This window comes from Bradyrhizobium sp. USDA 4369, from assembly GCF_054056435.1.
Window position 1 is genome coordinate 8,299,874 of sequence record NZ_JBSRYH010000001.1, and the last position, 17,931, is coordinate 8,317,804.

General features: G+C 58.8%; 13 protein-coding genes and 1 pseudogene. 4 read left to right on the plus strand and 10 right to left on the minus strand.

Annotated features, from left to right (window positions below; all coding sequences use genetic code 11):
• Window positions 1-8: 8 nt before the first annotated feature.
• Window positions 9-1,607, minus strand: a complete 1,599-nt coding sequence (locus ACVIJ6_RS37505) for an acyl-CoA carboxylase subunit beta (RefSeq protein ID WP_057199256.1) — start codon at window positions 1,605-1,607, stop codon at window positions 9-11.
• A 190-nt stretch (window positions 1,608-1,797) separates the two neighbouring features.
• On the opposite strand from ACVIJ6_RS37505, the gene ACVIJ6_RS37510 reads away from it, so the two are divergent.
• From ACVIJ6_RS37510 to ACVIJ6_RS37520, 3 genes are all read left to right on the plus strand, one after another.
• The gene (locus ACVIJ6_RS37510; protein WP_057199257.1) at window positions 1,798-2,649 is read left to right on the plus strand and encodes an SDR family NAD(P)-dependent oxidoreductase; all 852 of its coding nucleotides are present in this window, start codon (window positions 1,798-1,800) and stop codon (window positions 2,647-2,649) included.
• Between the two features lie 199 nt (window positions 2,650-2,848).
• Window positions 2,849-3,334: a PaaI family thioesterase gene (locus tag ACVIJ6_RS37515; RefSeq protein WP_057199258.1), complete on the plus strand. Its 486-nt coding sequence runs from the start codon at window positions 2,849-2,851 to the stop codon at window positions 3,332-3,334.
• Window positions 3,331-3,732, plus strand: coding sequence for a PaaI family thioesterase (locus tag ACVIJ6_RS37520; protein WP_057199259.1), 402 nt, complete (start codon window positions 3,331-3,333; stop codon window positions 3,730-3,732). The genes ACVIJ6_RS37515 and ACVIJ6_RS37520 overlap by 4 nt, the downstream gene beginning before the upstream one ends.
• Window positions 3,733-3,874: 142 nt before the next feature.
• Here the strand turns inward: ACVIJ6_RS37520 and ACVIJ6_RS37525 are convergent, their stop codons facing one another.
• The 8 genes from ACVIJ6_RS37525 to ACVIJ6_RS37560 form a co-directional block, all read right to left on the minus strand.
• A complete protein-coding gene (locus tag ACVIJ6_RS37525; protein WP_057199260.1) occupies window positions 3,875-5,428 on the minus strand; it encodes a class I adenylate-forming enzyme family protein in 1,554 nt (517 codons plus the stop codon).
• A 189-nt stretch (window positions 5,429-5,617) separates the two neighbouring features.
• Window positions 5,618-6,574, minus strand: a complete 957-nt coding sequence (locus ACVIJ6_RS37530; protein ID WP_024343089.1) for a hydroxymethylglutaryl-CoA lyase — start codon at window positions 6,572-6,574, stop codon at window positions 5,618-5,620.
• Window positions 6,571-8,586, minus strand: coding sequence for an acetyl/propionyl/methylcrotonyl-CoA carboxylase subunit alpha (locus tag ACVIJ6_RS37535; RefSeq protein ID WP_057199306.1), 2,016 nt, complete (start codon window positions 8,584-8,586; stop codon window positions 6,571-6,573). The genes ACVIJ6_RS37530 and ACVIJ6_RS37535 overlap by 4 nt, the downstream gene beginning before the upstream one ends.
• 12 nt (window positions 8,587-8,598) lie before the next feature.
• Window positions 8,599-10,206 (minus strand): acyl-CoA carboxylase subunit beta, encoded by a 1,608-nt coding sequence (locus tag ACVIJ6_RS37540; protein WP_057199261.1) that lies wholly within the window; start codon window positions 10,204-10,206, stop codon window positions 8,599-8,601.
• The gene (locus ACVIJ6_RS37545; RefSeq protein WP_057199262.1) at window positions 10,203-11,594 is read right to left on the minus strand and encodes a phenylacetate--CoA ligase family protein; all 1,392 of its coding nucleotides are present in this window, start codon (window positions 11,592-11,594) and stop codon (window positions 10,203-10,205) included. The genes ACVIJ6_RS37540 and ACVIJ6_RS37545 overlap by 4 nt, the downstream gene beginning before the upstream one ends.
• A 29-nt stretch (window positions 11,595-11,623) precedes the next feature.
• Window positions 11,624-12,784 (minus strand): acyl-CoA dehydrogenase family protein, encoded by a 1,161-nt coding sequence (locus ACVIJ6_RS37550; RefSeq protein WP_024343085.1) that lies wholly within the window; start codon window positions 12,782-12,784, stop codon window positions 11,624-11,626.
• Window positions 12,785-12,803: 19 nt separating this feature from the next.
• Entirely contained in the window at window positions 12,804-13,583 is a 780-nt protein-coding gene (locus tag ACVIJ6_RS37555; protein ID WP_057199263.1) for an enoyl-CoA hydratase/isomerase family protein, read from the minus strand.
• Window positions 13,580-14,761: an acyl-CoA dehydrogenase family protein gene (locus ACVIJ6_RS37560; RefSeq protein WP_057199264.1), complete on the minus strand. Its 1,182-nt coding sequence runs from the start codon at window positions 14,759-14,761 to the stop codon at window positions 13,580-13,582. The genes ACVIJ6_RS37555 and ACVIJ6_RS37560 overlap by 4 nt, the downstream gene beginning before the upstream one ends.
• Window positions 14,762-14,853: 92 nt before the next feature.
• Between ACVIJ6_RS37560 and ACVIJ6_RS37565 the strand changes: the two genes are divergently transcribed.
• Window positions 14,854-16,887 carry an NADPH-dependent 2,4-dienoyl-CoA reductase gene (locus tag ACVIJ6_RS37565; protein ID WP_057199265.1) on the plus strand — a complete coding sequence of 678 codons (2,034 nt, stop codon included), beginning with the start codon at window positions 14,854-14,856 and terminating at the stop codon, window positions 16,885-16,887.
• A 40-nt stretch (window positions 16,888-16,927) separates the two neighbouring features.
• On the opposite strand, the pseudogene ACVIJ6_RS37570 reads toward ACVIJ6_RS37565, so the two are convergent.
• Window positions 16,928-17,873 (minus strand): annotated as a pseudogene (locus ACVIJ6_RS37570) (IS481 family transposase); the annotation flags it as partial.
• Window positions 17,874-17,931 lie beyond the last annotated feature (58 nt).

Here is a 17,931-nt window from a genome sequence, read left to right on the forward strand (position 1 = left end):
GCATTGTCTCACATTCTAAAGACGGGCGTATGGCGCCCGGCCTCGGGCACCGAGGTCACGATGGCCAGGCACAGCCCGAGGACGTCGCGCGTTTGACCCGGCTCAATCAGACCGTCGTCCCACAGCCGCGAGGTTGCATAGTAAGGATCGGATTGTTCCGCATATTGCGCGCGCACTGCGAGCTCGATCTTCTCCAGCTCCGCCTGCATCTGCCTCTCGTCGCCCCCCTTTTGACGACGCAACTCCATCATCACGCTTGCTGCGATGTCCGCTGACATGGTGGCAACTTCTGCCGTCGGCCATGCAAACAGGAAGCGCGGCGCAAATCCGCGGCCGCACATTCCATAGTTACCCGCCCCATAGGAGCCGCCAACGATCATCGAAAGTTTGGGCACTTTGGCCACCGACATGGCATAAACCAGCTTGGCGCTATTCTTGGCGATGCCGCCGCGCTCGGCCTCCGTGCCGACCATGAAGCCTGTGACATTGTGCAGGAAGATAAGGGGCAGATTTCTCTGATCGCACATTGAGACGAACTGTGCACCCTTGAGCGAAGAGTCCGACAGAAGCGCGCCGTTGTTACCCAAGATGCCGACCTGATAGCCGTGAATACGTGCAGTGCCACAGACCAGCGTTGCCCCCCAATCGGGTTTGAATTCGTGGAACTCACCGGCATCGATGATGCGCAACAGGAGCTCGCGCACGTCATAGGGCTCCTTACGGTCGCCGCTCACGACACCCAGAAGCTCCTCGGGATCATAAAGCGGACGGCGCGGTGGAGCTGTGGGCGCGGTTGGGCGTGTCAGCCCCAGACTAGCGACGATATCGCGCATGAGTGCGAGCGCGTGATGCTCGTTTTCGGCTAGATGATCGCTCACGCCCGAGACGCGGGTATGCATCTCGGCCCCCCCGAGGGTCTCGCCATCGACTTCCTCGCGGATCGCCACCTTGACAATCGAAGGGCCACCCAGATGAATGCGGGCATTGCCGCGCACCATGATGACCTCGTCAGAGAGCGCGGGAATATAAGCTCCACCAGCGGTGCAGCCGCCAAACACTGCCGATATCTGCGGCAGCCCCGAAGCCGACATGTTGCATTGCCGATAGAAGGCGTTGCCGAAATCGCGCCCCCCAGGAAACACTCGGTCCTGCTCGGGCAAATAGGCACCGCCGCAGTCAACGAGATAGAGACAAGGCAGCCGATTTTGGTCAGCGATCTCCTGTGCGCGAATGTGTTTCTGCACCGTCTCGTGATAGAATGATCCGCCTTTGACCGTAGCGTCGTTGGCGATCAGCATGCAGTGCAGGCCGTGGATGATTCCAATGCCAGTGACGATGCCCGCACCCGGTACCTCGCCGCCATACTGCCCCCATGCCGCCAAGCTCGAAAGCTCCAGAAATGCCGAGCCGGGATCGACCAGGACGTCGATGCGCTCGCGCACCAGCAACTTGCCGCGAGCGCGGTGCCGCTCAACAATTTCAACCCGTCCACCACCTGTGGCCTCGGCCATTCGGTCGCGCAGAAGCGCTATGCGCGCCTTTTGTGTAGCGCGGTTGCGAATAAATCGTTCAGAGGCGATGTTGAGTGATGAAGAAAGGCTCCTCATTCGTTCTTCTCAGACTGTTCACCGGTGCTACTGTCGCGGATGCGTCCAGAGCAATTGCCGTTTTCTAACATCCGTTTGATTTTTGTCAACGTCTTCGGTAAGCTGCATCTGCGGAGAGTGCACGTGTGCAAGAAATGGCAATCTGACCATCATCGGCGAGTCGTTCTGGGAATAATATTGGAAAGCGGAGATGAAGAGAGAAATCGGAAGTCGCTTCGCCCCTAGTTTAATGCTCGGTCAGGTTGCACTTGTCACCGGAAGCGGCTCTGGCATGGGCCGCGCTACCGCGCTTGAAATGGCATTCTGCGGTGCAAAGCTCGTGCTTTTCGCCCGCCGCGAGGATCCGCTGCAGCAAACCGCCGAGATGATTCGTGCCCAGGGCGGCGAAGCATTGGTAATCTCAGGCGACATCCGAGATGAAGCAAGTGTTACTGCTGCGATGCGCCGGATTAAAGAGAATTACGGGCAGCTGGATGTCCTGGTCAACAACGCTGGTGGGCAATATGTTGCCGCCGCACGCGATATCACCAACAAGGGTTTTGAGGCCGTAGTGCGTAACAATCTAGTTGGATCATGGCAGATGACGCGCGCTGTCGCCGATCATTTCATGTTCGAACATGGCGGCTCCATCGTATTCGTGACGGCGGTCAGCCGCACCGCGTTGACCGGCTTTGCTCATACCGCCGCTGCACGCGCCGGCGTGACCGGACTGATGAAGACCCTCGCCGCCGAGTGGGCACAATACGGCATTCGGCTAAATTGCGTAGCACCCGGCACTGTAAAGACGGAGGCGCTCGGTCGCTATCCGATCCCACCACAGAAATGGAATGAGTTTAACCGCTCCGTTCTCAACCGCATGGGCGCGCCCGAGGATGTCGCTGGCGCGATTGTCTTTCTTGCGTCGAAGTTAGGTAACTTCATCACCGGCGAAGATTGGTACGTAGACGGCGGCGAAACCCTTCACCTAGCACACGATGCCCGTGACATGATCAACACCGAAATGTTTGCCAACCGTCAACGCGGAGATCGCCGACATGGCTGATTTTGTAACCGTTCCGCATCCGGAGTATTGCTTGCGCACCCTCGCATTTTGACGGCGCTCGAGCGGCCTACAGAGGAAAGCACTGAAATGGGTTGCTGTTGTCAAGACAACGCCGCTTCCCCTCGAAGAGTCAAAATCTCCATGAACTGAAAGAAACCGCGCTTATTTTTTTCAATAGTCATCAGCTAAGGTCGCACCGATGCTCCTCAAAGACCAGCAACGCTTTGAGCAAATCAGCACTCTCTGGATCACGAGAGCCAAGGGTTTCATTACCCACATGAACTTGCGGATTGAGGGGCACGGGCCTGACGGCGTAACCGTCCGGATGCCGTTCAATCCCGCTTTTTGTATCGACGAGCCACCAACTCTTCTCCATGGCGGAGTGCTGACTGCGCTGCTGGACAGTGTATTCGGGCTGGTCAATTTCATCGCGATCGACGACATCAGCACGATGGCCACGCTTGATCTGCGCGTGGATTATCTTCGACCGGCACAATCCCGCGCCGACGTGTTGGTCCGCGCCAAATGCTATCACCAGACCCGCCATATTGCCTTCAATTCCGGCGTTATCTGGTTCGATGATGACAAGGGCGACGAAGTCGCACGTGGCTGTGCTACCTTCGCTCTCACACGAGGCGAGAGAAATCTTTTCGATATCCAGACAACACCGCGGAAACCAGAATGACGCCCGAGGAAACGAACACGCTACTGATGAAGAGGCCCTTCTTCAGGTTCCTCGGCTTTACCATCGTGAACATTGAGGAGGGACACGTCGCTGCCCAAATGCCCTTTTCCGAAAGCTATATAGGTAATCCTGTCATGAACTACTATCATGGCGGCATCATTGCCAGTGTTATGGAGGCGGTGGCATCCGTCGCAGTTTGGCAAGATCTTAGGAATCGAAGTCCGAAGCCAATCAACCTTACGGTTGACTACCTGCGGCCCGCCATCGCAGAGCCGTTGAATGTGCGGGCGACGGTCTTACGAAAAGGGCGTCGGATGGCAAGCGTCGAAGCCGTGAGTTGGCAGGCGGAGCCGGAGATTTCTGTCGCCAAAGGGCTATTTCATTTTCTGCTCGCTTGAGAGCGCGATCGCTTATCGCCCGACAATAACGCAGGTGACAGACCTTGGCACTAACCGGCCTGCAAAGAACAAATACATTATCAAGTACGATACAAAGGCCTCGTAGTTCCGCCGAAAGCCTAGATCGTCATAGCAGTTCCGATCAGTCAGCGTTACGTGTTCGGCTGCCAGAAGCTTGATCCTTCAGCCGATCTTCGAGAACGTGACGCTGGACTTTGCCGCTGGTCGAACGCGGAAAATCATCGAACGCAATGAACCGGATCTCCCTTGGCCGTTTGTATCCGGCGAGGCGTTCGCTGCAGAGCCGCAAGATTTCATCGGCGGATATGTTTGCCTCGTCACAAGCGACGAACGCTACGGGCCTTTCTCCCCATTTTGGATCACTAGCCTTGACTACCGCCGCTTCCAAAACTGCTGGATGAGCCAGTAACACTCGCTCGATCTCGGCTGGGTAAACGTTTTCACCTCCGCTCTTGATCATGTATTTTACCCGGTCAACGAAATCCACACGTCCATCAGGAAGCCGCCGAAATGTATCGCCCATATGGAACATACCGCCTCTGAAATCTACAGCATTGGTTTCCGGCGCATTCCAATAGCCCGAAAAAAGCGTGGGTCCTCGGACCACCATTTCACCCGGCTCGCCATCAGGTACGTCGTTGTCAAGCGGATCGACCAGCCTGATCTCGCAGAATGAAGAAATGCGTTTGGCGAGATCGGTCGGCGTCACTCCGACCTCTATTACAGAACCGCTTGCTGGCGGAAGACCGGTCTCCGTTGCGCCGAAGGAATTCAGATAGGGAGCGTCAAGCAGGCGGGTCAATTCCGCAATTTGATGCCGCGGTACGAGATCCGCCATGGCGCCACAGATTTTGATGCCTTTGATGGGTGTTGGTCGCGCTTTTCGCTCTTCGATGAATGCGTCGACCACACCCGGCATCATCACCAGCCAACCAATCTTGTGCTGAGACAACGCCATATTGATCGCTTCCGGCTGGAAGCCGTTTATGATGACGACCGTACCACCCCGCATGAGTGTCGCCAGCATATGGTCGGTCGATGCCATATGAAACATGGGCGCCCAAGCAACGAACGCGTCACGTGGGTCCAGCATTAATTCAGCCGAAAAAGCCATCGCACGCGCCACATGTGCGCGATGGCTGACAAGTGCGCCCTTGGGCAGTCCCGTGGTTCCTGAGGTGAAAAGAATGGTCAGCCCCTCCTCATCACTTTCAAGCAACGTGCCGAGCCGAGAATCGAGGGCGGCCGACGAGCTCATTCGACTCAACTCAGGGCCGACTTGGATTGTCGGCAATTCCGACACGGCTGCAAACGTCGCATGTAATTCCGGCTCGACGACAGCCATCACCGGTTCCACCAGTTCGATGCAATGCTTGAGTTCAGCCGGCGAAAGTCGCCAGTTCAAGCAAGCAACGATGGCCCCGATTGCAGCTGCAGCCAGCTGCAGTTCGACGTAATCAGGACGGTTATGCGAAAGGATCGCGATACGGTCGCCAGGATTGACACCTCGGCCGAGCAGCGCGGAAGCAATCGCGTCGACCCTCTTCAGAAGGTCACCGTATGAAACGGTTAGCCCCTCATACTCGATCGCGGCACTGGATGGCTGTTTTCGTGCACAGGTTCTGAACAGGCCATAGACGTTGGCCTGACCCGCAGCCAGGAGTATTTCCGGCATCAATTCCTCCCTCGGTCACTCTAACCAAGTCGCATTCCTGCCGTTGTGATAGATCGCTCTGCGATTTGGCCGCCCTTTTCGAATGAACGCTAACACCGCCGTCGACGTACGGTTTGCAGCATATCTAAAATTGAGTTGCCGCAGCACCACTTCCGTCGAGCAACTTAGCCATCTCGGTTTTTTCCTCAGCTAAACTTTACGGTACTTATCGAGTCCGCCGGAATGCATCACACGGCCCATTAGTGGTGAACCAATTATCTTTTCGGCATAAACGGAAGCGGCAATGAGCTTATCGAGATCGACGCCAGTCGCAATGCCCAGTTCATGGCACAAAAAAACTGCATCTTCGGTGCAGACATTCCCGGCCGCGCGCGCATGGCCGTGACCGGCAAACGGGCATCCGCCCAGTCCAGCGACGGAGCTCTCAAACATGTCAACGCCCATAGAAAGCGCCGCATAGATGTTGGCTATGCCGAGGCCCCTGGTGTCGTGCAGGTGCATGCCGATGCGCGCATCCGGCTTGATTTCCCTTATCGCCCCGATCATGCGCTTAACTGCCTCAGGATTGCCCCACCCCATCGTGTCGGCGACAACAAGGATCGGTAGCGGAATATTTTCTTCTGCGCAGAGATCCAGCACGAAACGGAAATCGTCTAAGACCCGGTCCTGCGGGATCGGTCCTTCGAAGTTGCATCCGAATGCGGTCATCACATATGCCGTGTCGACAGTGTAGCCCTCCTGCTTGTAGAGGTTGACCCATTCGCGCTGCTTCTCGCGCATCTCCATCGAGGAAGCATCGTTGTTCTTTCGCGAGAATGTGTCGGATGGATAGAACAATAGCCGCGGATCGATATCGACTTGAGGCGCTGCGAGCGCCTTGCGAAAGCCCTTGTCGTTCAGCCAGAGCGACGTGTATCTTACGCCATGCACCCGCCTAATGCGCTTGAACAGCTCGGCTGTATCGGCCATTTGGGGCACCTTTTGGGTGTTGACGAAGCTACCTACCTGAATCCGCTTCAGCCCGGTTTCGCTGAGCATATCGATCAGTTCGACCCGTTCTTCGATCGGGTAGATCTTTTTTTCGATCTGAAACCCCTCGCGGGGTCCCTCTTCTCTAAACTCGACGAATTTTGGAAAATCGCTCATGAACTCTCACTTTCTAAGGGAGTTATCTCGACGATTGGCTGCCCTCGGTCCACCATTGCGCCTCGCGAGATGGATATATTTTTCGCCACTCCCGAAACCATCGCCTTTATCGAGATCTCAAGCTTCATGGACTCCAGGATCGCCACAACCTCGCCGGCCGCTACTGAGGCCCCCTCGTCGATCAATACCTTCACAATTGTGCCGGTTAGAGGAGACACGAGAATGCGGTCCGCAGTGCTATCTACTTCAGCGAAAGCCAGCGATGTCGACGCTTGGTACAGCAGACGGCCGCCAGGCGTGTCGATTTCGATCGAATTGCCTCGGACGCGCGCTTCGATGGTAATCGTTTCGTCCTCATGCGTGATCTGCAAGCGGCCGCATCGAAGCTCAGTTGCGTTCAGCGCCAAGGGCATGCTGTCGTCGCTGTAGACAACAAAGAGGTTGTCATTTCCCACCGGGCTGACGCGCAGCTCTTTGCCGGATGTTCCCGGATGCGCGAGGATCACACGCTGGCCTGCCTCGTCCAGAGCGCCGCCAAGGCCGAGCCGCCAACCGGTAAACCTATCACGGTTGCGCCAAGGGTTGGCATCGCCGTCGGCGCGGCCACGGGTGACGAACAGAACGGCGGCCACCGCCTGCCACAGCCGCCCATCCGAGCGCTGCGGAGCGGCGGTTAGTGCATTGATGCAACTGTCGATCCAGCGGGTATGCACCTGCATTCGCGCAAAATCGGCGTCTCGGGTGAGTGCAGCAAGAAAGGTACGGTTCGTCTCGACCCCGTCCACAACCACGTGATCCAACGCTTGAGCCAGGCGCGCCAGCGCCGCATCCCGATCGGAATGATGCACGATGAGCTTTGCAATCATCGGATCATAGAAAGGGCTAACACTGTCGCCTGCCTCAACGCCACTATCAATCCTAAGACCGTCGGGCAGCGAAATCGCCGTGATCCGCCCTGTTGAAGGAGAGAACTGCATCCGCGGATCCTCGGCGTAGAGCCGAGCCTCCACAGCATGCCCCGTGCAGGTGATCTGATCTTGGGTCAGGCCCAAGCCTGCGCCCTCTGCGATGCGCAGCTGCAGCGCCACGAGGTCCAATCCGGTGACCGCTTCGGTTACCGGATGCTCGACTTGGATTCGGGGATTGACCTCCAGAAAAAAGTACTCTTCGCCTAGCACTAGAAACTCGACAGTGCCTAGCCCACGATAGTTCAGCGCCTCCGCAAGCCGGACCGCATCCTGGGCGATGTGATCGAGAAGTGGCCGCGGGAGACCCCAGGCGGGAGCTTCCTCGATCACCTTCTGATGGCGGCGCTGTAGCGTGCAGTCGCGTTCGAAGAGGTGCACCACGTGGCCTGTGCCATCACCGGCGATTTGTATTTCGACATGGCGCGCCGCAGGCAGGAAGCGCTCGAGCAAAAGTCCCTCGGAGCCGAAAGCGGATTTCGCCTCGCGCTGCGCGCTCTCGATGTCGGCCTTCAGCGTAGCCTCATTGTCGATCAGCCTCTGACCGCGCCCACCGCCGCCCCCAACGGCCTTCAAAAGAGCCGGAAGCCCAACTTCTCGTACCGCCCGTGCGATTTGATCGGGGTCGGACATGACACCATGGCCTCCGGGAATGACCGGCACGCCGGCGGCTGTCGCGGCCTTTTTAGCACTGGCCTTGTCGCCGAACCGCTGTAGTGTCTCGGCGGTAGGGCCGACGAAGATCATACCGGCGGCCTCCACCGCACGAGCGAAGTCCGGATTTTCCGCGAGGAAGCCATAGCCGGGATGGATTGCGTCCGCGCCGGCTTGCCGAGCGGCCGCTATCACCGCGTCGATCCGCAGATAACTTTCGACAGCCGGTCCGCCTCCGATCCTGAGCGACCGACCGACTTCGCGCACATGCAACGCCTCGGCGTCAGCGTCAGAATGGACGCCGATCGGAACGATTCCGAGCGAGCGAGCCGTGCGTGCGATCCGGCATGCGATTTCGCCGCGGTTGGCAATGAGAAGAGACTTAATACGCATGGTGTCGCGCACCTAAAACCGAAAAACGCCGAAGTGACTGTCGACCTTCGGACGTCGGGAAGCTACATCCAGAAGCAGCGCCAGCACATCGCGCGTTTCAGCGGGTTCGATAACGCCGTCGATCCAAAGATTCGAAGCGAAATTGTACGCGTCTTGAAATGTCTCGTACTCCCGGCGAATTGGAGCTTTAAAGACCTCTTCCTCTTCGGCCGTCCAAATTTTACCTTCGCGGTCATTGATCTGGGCACGCACTTGGGCCAGCACGCTCGCTGCCTGCTCTGGCCCCATGATAGCCGCGCGTCCGTTCGGCCAGGCAAACATGGCGTCCGGCTGAAACGGTCGGCCCAACATAGCGAGGTAGCCCGCGCCGTAGGAGCCGCCGGTAATCACCGTAAACTTCGGCACGCGGGCCGACGACATAGCAGTGATCATCTTGGCGCCAGCCTTAGCGATGCCCGCCTGTTCCACTTCGCGACCGACCATGAACCCATTAACGTCGACGAGAAAGACCAGCGGAATGTCGCGTTGCACGCATAGATTTATAAAATGAGCCGCTTTCAGAGCTGCCTCGACGAAAAGCACTCCGTTGTTGGCCAGGATGCCGACCTCATGGCCGTGAATGCGAGCCCAACCAGTTATTAATGTGTCGCCATACAGCGGCTTGAACTCGTGCAATTCGCTGCCATCGACCAGCCGCGCGACGATTTCGCGATTATCCGTCGGTACCTTGGCGTCACGACTGACGATGCCGTAAATTTCATCAACCGGATAAACGGGAGGCTTCGGAACGATGGGGATTTTCCGAGGACTGGTCTTTTCGCCCAGATGTGCCACGATTTGCCGAGTAATCGCCAGCGCATGGGCGTCATTCTCGGCCAAGTGGTCGGTCACGCCGGAGATCGCGCAATGCATCTTCCCGCCGCCCAAAGTCTCGGCGTCGACCTTCTCGCCAGTCGCGGCAAACGTTAATTCGGGCCCGCCAAGATACATAAATCCTTGCCCGCGCACGATCACGACCTCATCGCATAATGCCGGGATATAGGCACCACCCGCGGTACATGGTCCCATCACAACAGCAATCTGCGGTATGCCATCGCCCGACATGCCCACTTGGTTGTGGAAGATGGAGCCGAACTGGCCTTCGTCGGGAAAAATATTTGCTTGTTCGGGCAGAAAAGCCCCACCACTGTCGACCAGTGTGATCACTGGCAGCCGGTTGGTCCAAGCGACGCGCTGGGCGCGAACGTGTTTCTTGCTCGTCATCCCGAAATAAGTGCCGCCCTTTACGGTGGCGTCGTTTGCAATAATCATGCAATGCCGGCCCTCGATCATGCCGATGCCGGTAATGATGCCAGCGCCAGGGGGCACGCCTTCATATTTATTCAAGCCCGCAAGTTCACCCAGTTCCAAAAAGGGGGTGCCTGAATCAATCAGCCGTTCGACGCGATCACGCGGCAGGACCTTGCCCTTCTCCTCGTGTCGCTCCCGTGCCTTCAGCGGGCCGCCGGCACGTTGCTCCAGCCGCAGTTCGTGCAGCCTTTTGATTCTCGCGCGATAGTGCGTCTCATTGGCCCGGAAATTCTCCGAACCCTTATCGAGAAGTGATTTAAGGATTGTCATGACAGATCGGGGTATTTGCGAAGAGTGAGCGCAACCTTCGCCGCGCCGGGTTTCTCGAATGTGTCGGGCTTCACAATGCGGACGTCGGCCTTGAATACCAGCGCATCGCGAAGACGCGTCTCGATCTTGTTTCTTAGTTCGTCGTCCCTGTTGGGCGGACGGTGGGGTCCGCGTTCGACAATGATTTTGAGTGCCGACTGCGTCGTATGCCCCTCGAAATCGGCAACAACGCGGACAACCCCGTTGGTCTCGGGCATCATTTCGTTGATGATGCTGTGGATGGCTGAGGGGAAGACGTTGGCACCGCGGACAATCAGCATATCGTCGGCGCGACCGATACAACGGATCTTTGGCCCTGTTCGCCCGCACGAGCAGCTGGTGGCCAGGACGTCAATGTAGTCGCCGGAGCGGAAGCGCAGCAGCGGGCTCGCCTGACGGCCTATCGCCGTATAGACCATCTCACCACGGGCCCCGTCCTGGAACGGGATAATCTTGCCAGTTTCGGGGTCGAGCAGCTCGGTAATAATGTAGTCCATACTGACCATGTGCATGCCCGACTGTTCGTCGCACTCGGCCCAATAGGTCACACCGAGGTCCGTGCCACCAAGTAACTCGGTGCATTTTGCGCCCCACAGCTCCTCAATGCGGCGGCGGACGGTGGGGATGCCACCGCCCGGCTCGCCACCCACGATGACCCGCTCGACGCCAAGCTGCGATGCGGGAATGCCAAGGATCTCAGGCGCTTTCTCACCCAAGTGCAGAACAAAGTTTGGCGCACCGACCACGCAGCGCGGGCGGATGTCGGCACAAGCTCGGATGAGACGGTCGGCACCGCCATCGGCACCAATCGGGATGTCGATGGCGCCCAAGTATTGCAAACCTTGCATGACCGGGATGCCGCCAACAAAGCCTTTGGCCAGCGAGAAGGCATGCAGCACCATGTCGCCGGGCCGCACGCCGGTTGCGAAAAAACAGCGTGCCGACATTTCATGCCACATTGCGGCGTCGGATTCGGTCAGAGCCACGTAAGATGGGCTGCCTGTAGTGCCGGAGGACGCCTGCATCTGAATTATATCTTCGGGCTTGGCCGCGAGGTGGAGGCCGAAAGGCTTGCGAGCGGCAAGACTGTCGCGGATCTCCGCTTTGAACGTGTAGGGCAGCTTCTGCAGATCATCGATAGTGCGCACGTCGTCGAACCTCGCACCGGCCGCGCCCAGCTTCTTCTGATAGAATTCCGAGTTGGCCTGCAAGTAGGCCATCTGCGCGATCAGCTTCTCTTCTTGAATGCGTCGGACTTCGCTGAGCGGCGTTGTTTCGATCGCATGCCAGCAGCGCGCGCTTGACTTGTCGTGAGCGTCCGCTCGTCGGAAACGCATCCCGAGATTCATTGCTTAACCTCCTTGCCGATCCGCAGCTCTCAGTAAGAGCGTGGCAGGCCCATGATCTTTTCGCCGATGAAACTCAGACAAAGCTCGCGGTTCACTGGGGCCGTGCGCAGCAAGCGCATCAGTGGATATAGCTCGTAAATGCCGGTATCTTCGGTAAACCCCGATCCGCCATGAGCCTGGAGCGCCGCATCCACCGCCTCGATGCCAGCCTCCGCCGCAGCATATTTGGCCATATTGGACGAGGCGCCAGCGGGTAGGCTGTTGTCGAATTCCCAAGCGGCGCGGCGGGTCATGAGGCTCGCCATTTCGACTGCGGTGTGGGCCTTGGCCATCGGATGTTGGACACCCTGATGCGCACCGATCGGCTGGCCGAAAACGTTGCGCTGCGACGCATAGGCGACGCCTTTATTTAGCGCGAATCGGCCAATTCCGCAGCATAGAGCAGCCAGGATGATGCGCTCGGGGTTAAGCGAGTCGAAAAGAATCGAAAAGCCTTCGTCCACTTGGCCCACAACATCTTCGGGACCAAGATCAACCTCGTCGAAAAATAGCGTCCATTGTTCTTCGGGTAGTGGAATCGAAATCTTCACCCGTTGTTTGTCGACGCCTTTCTTTTTCAGATCGACCGCAAAAAGCGTGAAGCCATCGGTCTTGCGCTTGACCTCTTCGTGCGGCTTGGTACGGGCTACTACCAAGCAGTAGTCCGCGACATCAGCGCCGGTAATAAAGGTCTTTTCCCCCGATAATGAAAAGCGGTTACCTCTTTGCCTTGCCAATGTTCGAGCCTTGATCGTGTTCGAACCAGCTCCGGGCTCTGTGATCGCAAAACAGAACTGGATTTCGCCACGACAAGCCCGCGGCAGGAGCTCCTTTTTCTGGAACTCGCTTCCATGGTTCGCAATATGCGCCAAGGACATGGTCGGCCCGACGACCATCATCAGAAGCGGAATACCGTGATTGGCCGTCCCCTCCATGAACAAAGCCATCTCAGTCATGCCGAGGCCGGCCCCGCCAAACTCTTGAGGCACCATAAGCCCCAGAAATCCATCATCGGCGATCTTAGAGAACATCTCTCGCGGAAAAACATGCCGACGCGCATGATCGAGCCAATAGGCGTTGTCGAAACGCTGTGCCAACTGGGCGCCGTATTCGTAGATCTGGCGCTGCTCATCGTTCAAGTTGAAATCCATATTGAACTCCGACGCGGTGTTATTGTTCAAATCTCGGCTCGCGGCGATTGGCGAAGGCATCCAGCCCTTCGGCCACCTCCGCTCCCGGCAGGTGACGCAATGCAGCGTCGCGCTCAAGACGCATGCTTTGGTCGAGCGTCAGTTCCAGACCCTCGCGACCCAGCCGTTTCATCTCAGCCATGCCCTGCCGCGAGCGCGTGCCGATCTTCTGGCAGTAAGCCAAGGCCGCGCTGTGGAGTTGATCATCGGCCACGACATAGTTTACGAGTCCAGCCTCCTTGGCCTCGTCCGCCTTCAACCAACGCGCAGAGAACATCAGATCGAGCGCTCGGCGCAGTCCCATAAGACGGACCAACCGCTGACTGCCGCCCCAACCCGGAATGAGACCGAACTGCGCATGCTGATCACCAAATTGCGCGGTCTCCGCCGCGAAGCAGACGTCGCACGACAGCATCAATTCGATGCCCCCCGCCAGGCACAGCCCCTGGACCGCCACGACCACCGGTAGGGGACTCTGCTCGAGCCGGCGCAACACGCCTATGCCGAAACCAATGAAGCGATCCAGCGCCGCCGGATCGTCCATCTTGCCTTTCACTTCGACGAGGTCAGCTCCGGTGCAAAAATGTTTGCCCTGGGCGCAGATCAGAACAGCGCGAACCGAGCGGTCGGCCTCAAATTTCGCACGACCGGCATCGATAAGCTGATGTACCTCGAGCGAAAGACAGTTGAGCTTCTCCGGCCGGCTCAACTCGATGATCCCGGTGCTGCCTTCGGTTCGGATCTTGACCGGAACGCTCATTTTCCCGCCCCCTTCGCTCTCTTGTCGTATTGGAGCGCCACGCGCCCTACCTTCTCGCGCGCTATGACGAGCTTCTGGATTTGCGCCGTGCCGTCGCCGATTTGAAGCCCGAGCACGTCGTTGTGACGCTGATGGTGCGGCAGGTCGGTTGTGTAGCCATAGTGCCCGTGCAAAATCAGGCACTGGTGGATGATCTCGCAGGCAGTCTTTGGCACATACCATTTGCACATGGCCGCCTCGGCCGTATGCGGCATGCCGCGATCGCGCAGGTCGAGGGTATAGTAACAGAGCTGGCGCATCATCGTCAGTTGCGTCTCGGCCTCGGCGAGCGGAAAGGTGACGCCCTGATATTGAGCCAACGGCGCGCCGAACGCCTCGCGTTCCTGGACATAGGCCCAGGTCTCGTCGACAGAGGCCTGCGCCGGACCGAGGCACTCCAGCCCGATCAGCGCGCGGCTATAGTCGAAGCCCGCCATGATGGTCCCGAAGGCTCGGTCCTGTTCGCCCATCAAGCATTCAGCCGGCACATGGACATCATCGAAGAAAACCGAGCCACGGCCGACCGGCTTGGTGCCGATGTCGTCAAAATGGGTCCGCTTGATCCCCTTTTCCGTCAGGTTAACAAAGAAAGCGCTGACGCCACGCGACCCGCCTTTTGGATCGCCGGTGCGGGCGAAGACAACTGCAGCGTCTGCCTGCGCAGCAAAGCTCATGGAGGTCTTTTCGCCATTCAGCCGCCAGCCATTACCTGACTTCTCGGCGCGCAGCTGAAGATTTGCCGCGTCCGAACCGCCGCGTGGTTCGGTAAGGCCAAGTCCGATCACCGCGTCCCCTGCAATCACTCGCGGCACCCAATCGCGGGCGATGTCCTCCGAGGCGTGTTTTGCGACCATGCCGCCCATGAGCGAGCCCAGGAGTTGCACGTAGCTGACGTTGAAATCGGCATAGGCGATCTGTTCGGTGATCAACCCGGCCGTGACGGAGCTTTCACCCATTCCGCCAAACTTCTCAGGAAGATCCGGCGCAATCAGACCGAGCGAGCCCATTTCACGGATCAGTCCCCGATCGAGGACATGGCCTTTGGCGCGCTTTTGATAGCCATCGGCCAATCTTTCGCGCGCAAAACGCCGTGCGACCTCCCGAAAGGCGAACTGATCTTCGGTCGGCTGAAAGGGCATTGAATGATCCTCCCGCGGAGCGTCTTAAATCGACTTTCCAAGAAACCTAACAAACGTTAGAATACCCGGCAAGTGCCAAAGGGAGGAAAATTATGAACACGACGGCTTCGTCGACCTACGCCAGATTGCTCTCACCGCTCAAGGTCGGGCGCCACGAAATGCGCAACCGGATCATCATGGGTTCAATGCATACCAAGCTCGAATGCAAGCCCGACCCGATCGCCGCGCAACTTGCCTTCTATGTCGAACGTGCGCGCGGCGGCGTTGCGCTCATCGTCACCGGGGGGTTTTCGCCTAACGCCGAAGGCGTGCTTGACGCTCAAGGACCGCGGCTCGACGATCCCGAAGAGGCCCAGGCGCTTCGCCCGATCTGCGATGCAGTACATCACGAGGGCGCTCTCATCTGCGCGCAGCTCCTTCATGCAGGGCGCTATGCAAAGATTGCGGGCTGCGTGGCGCCTTCCCCAATTCGGGCACCAATCAACCGCCATATCCCGCGCGAGATGCTCGATAGCGACATTCTCCGCACAATCAGCCAATTCGCCGAGGCGGCAGCGAACGCGCAGGCTGCAGGCTTTGACGGTGTGGAGATCATGGGATCCGAGGGCTATCTCATTAACGAGTTCACGGTGACCCACACCAACAAGCGCGAAGATGCTTGGGGCGGCAGCGCGGAGAACCGCCATCGTTTTCCTGTCGAGGTCGTGCGCGCGGTGCGCCAGCGCTGCGGTCCGGATCTACTGATCATCTATCGCATTTCGGCTGCCGATCTCATCGAAGACGGCGCACCGGCGGATGAGATCGCCGCCCTTGCCCGCAAGGTGGAGGCCGCAGGTGCCGACATTATCAACACTGGAATTGGCTGGCACGAGGCCCGCGTGCCTACTATCGCCTACCCCGTGCCACGAGGAGCTTGGCGCAAGGCCGCCGCACGGGTCCGCGCTGCCGTCTCCATCCCCGTGGTCGCGTCCAACCGCATCAGCACCGCGGAGATGGCCGAGGACATCCTCGCGAGCGGCGATGCAGATCTCATCTCTATGGCGCGGCCAATGCTGGCCGATCCGTTCTTCGCCAACAAGGTCCGCGATGGACGAGTGGACGAGATCAATACCTGCATCGCCTGCAACCAGGCTTGTCTGGACTACATCTTCTCTGGCCGCGCGGTGAGTTGCCTTGTAAATCCTCGCGCTGGCCGCGAGTCCGAGCTGCGCGATACGCCCGCGGAGGTCCGGAAAAAGATCGCGGTGGTCGGCGGCGGCGCGGCGGGGATGGCTACCGCAACGGAAGCGGCGCGACGCGGTCACTTTGTTTCGTTGTTCGAAGTTTCTCAAACGCTCGGAGGACAGCTTACGCTGGCGCGCGCAGTTCCTGGCAAGAATGAGTTCGACGACACTCTGCGTTACTTCCGACGCCAGGTAGACAAGCACGGGGTCAACCTGCATCTTGGCCGCCGCGCCTCCCCCGAGGATCTGAGCGGGTACGATCATGTGGTGATTGCTACCGGCGTCAGCCCCCGCATCCCCGATCTGCCGGGCGTTGACCATCCCAAGGTGGCAACCTATGCGGAAATCCTATCGGGCACACGGGTCGCGGGAAAGACCGTCGCCATCGTGGGCGCTGGCGGGATCGGCTTCGACGTGGCCGAGTTTCTCGTCACTCCTACCGCCGAGGCTAACGGCAGCGAGGCTTTTTTCGACACTTGGGGCGTGGATGGAAATTTCTCCGCGCCCGGCGCGCTCAAGGCTGATCCGCAAGCACCGGTGGGCGGCACCCGCAAAGTCGTCATGCTGCAGCGTAAGACCACTAAGCCCGGTGACGGACTCGGCGTTTCCACGGGCTGGATCGTTCGCAACGCGCTACGCAAATACGGCGTCGAGATGTTGGGCGGCGTCAGCTATGAGCGAATCGACGATGAGGGCCTACACATCAAGATCGCCGGCCGACGTCAGGTCATCGCAGCTGACACGATCGTGCTTTGCACCGGGCAGGAGTCTGAGCGCGCGCTTCACGCCGCACTGATTGAGCGCGGCATCCCGGCCACAGTAGTCGGCGGGGCCAAGGAAGCCACCGAACTGGACGCCTTACGCGCGATTGACGAGGGCATCCGGCTGGCACAATCGCTTTAAGGGTGGATGATATCGTCTGTTGACATTGGTCTATGTAGGGCCTCAAGAGGTTGTTCCTGGCTAAACCGAGTCGGCTGATGGGAGTGTTGGCCTTCAGACTACCATGCGGCCGATGCCAATTGTAGCGATGAGCCAATGCACCAGCTCGGCTGATCGTTGATCTGAGTTCTGGTAGGCGCGGGCATATGCCCATTCGCGAAGGGAAGTTTGGATGAAGCGCTCGGCCTTGCCGTTGGTCTTCGGGGTATATGGCCTGGTGAAGATTTGGTGAAAGACCAAGGCGCCTGCAAGCTGCTCGGAACATCCTTGAGCGGTAGCACGAGCCATTATCAGTCATCACGCGCTCGACGCGGACTCCGAGCCTGGCAAAGTAAGTGACAGCGGCCTCAAGAAAAGCCACTGCACTTTCCTTGCGCTGATCGGCCATCACCTGCACGAAGGCGATGCGTGAAGCATCGTCGATGCAGACATGGACGAACTCCCAGCCGATGCCATGGTGGCGATTGATCGCGCCGGGATACCGCCCGGTGATGCGATGTCCCACAGAGCCGATCCGGCCGAGCTTCTTGATGTCGAGGTGGATAAGCTCGCCGGAGTGCTCGCGCTCATAGCGGCGGATCGGCTCGGCCGGCTCCAGCTCGGCCAACCTGTTCAGGCCGAGCCAGCGCAGGATGCGGCTGACGGTTGCGGGCGATATTCCGACTTCGGCAGCGATCTGCCTGCCCGTGTGGCGCTGCCGACGCAACGCCTCGACAGTGGCACATGTAGCTGCCGGGGTTTGGCCTGGCAATGAATGGGGCCGTGAGGAACGATCCCGCAGCCCATCCACGCCTTCTGTGCGGAAGCGGGTGACCCACTTGGCGACAATCGTTGGTGATGTTGAATTGGCGCGTGGCTGCGGCCTTGCTGAGCCCTCCTTCAACAACACTGCGCACCATGGCCTCTCGACCTTTGGGCGTCAGAGGCGCATTCTTGTGAGTGTCCATTCGATCCCCCGCGAATCACTGTGTGTTTGGCGACATCAGCGTTCACGGTTGCGGTCGA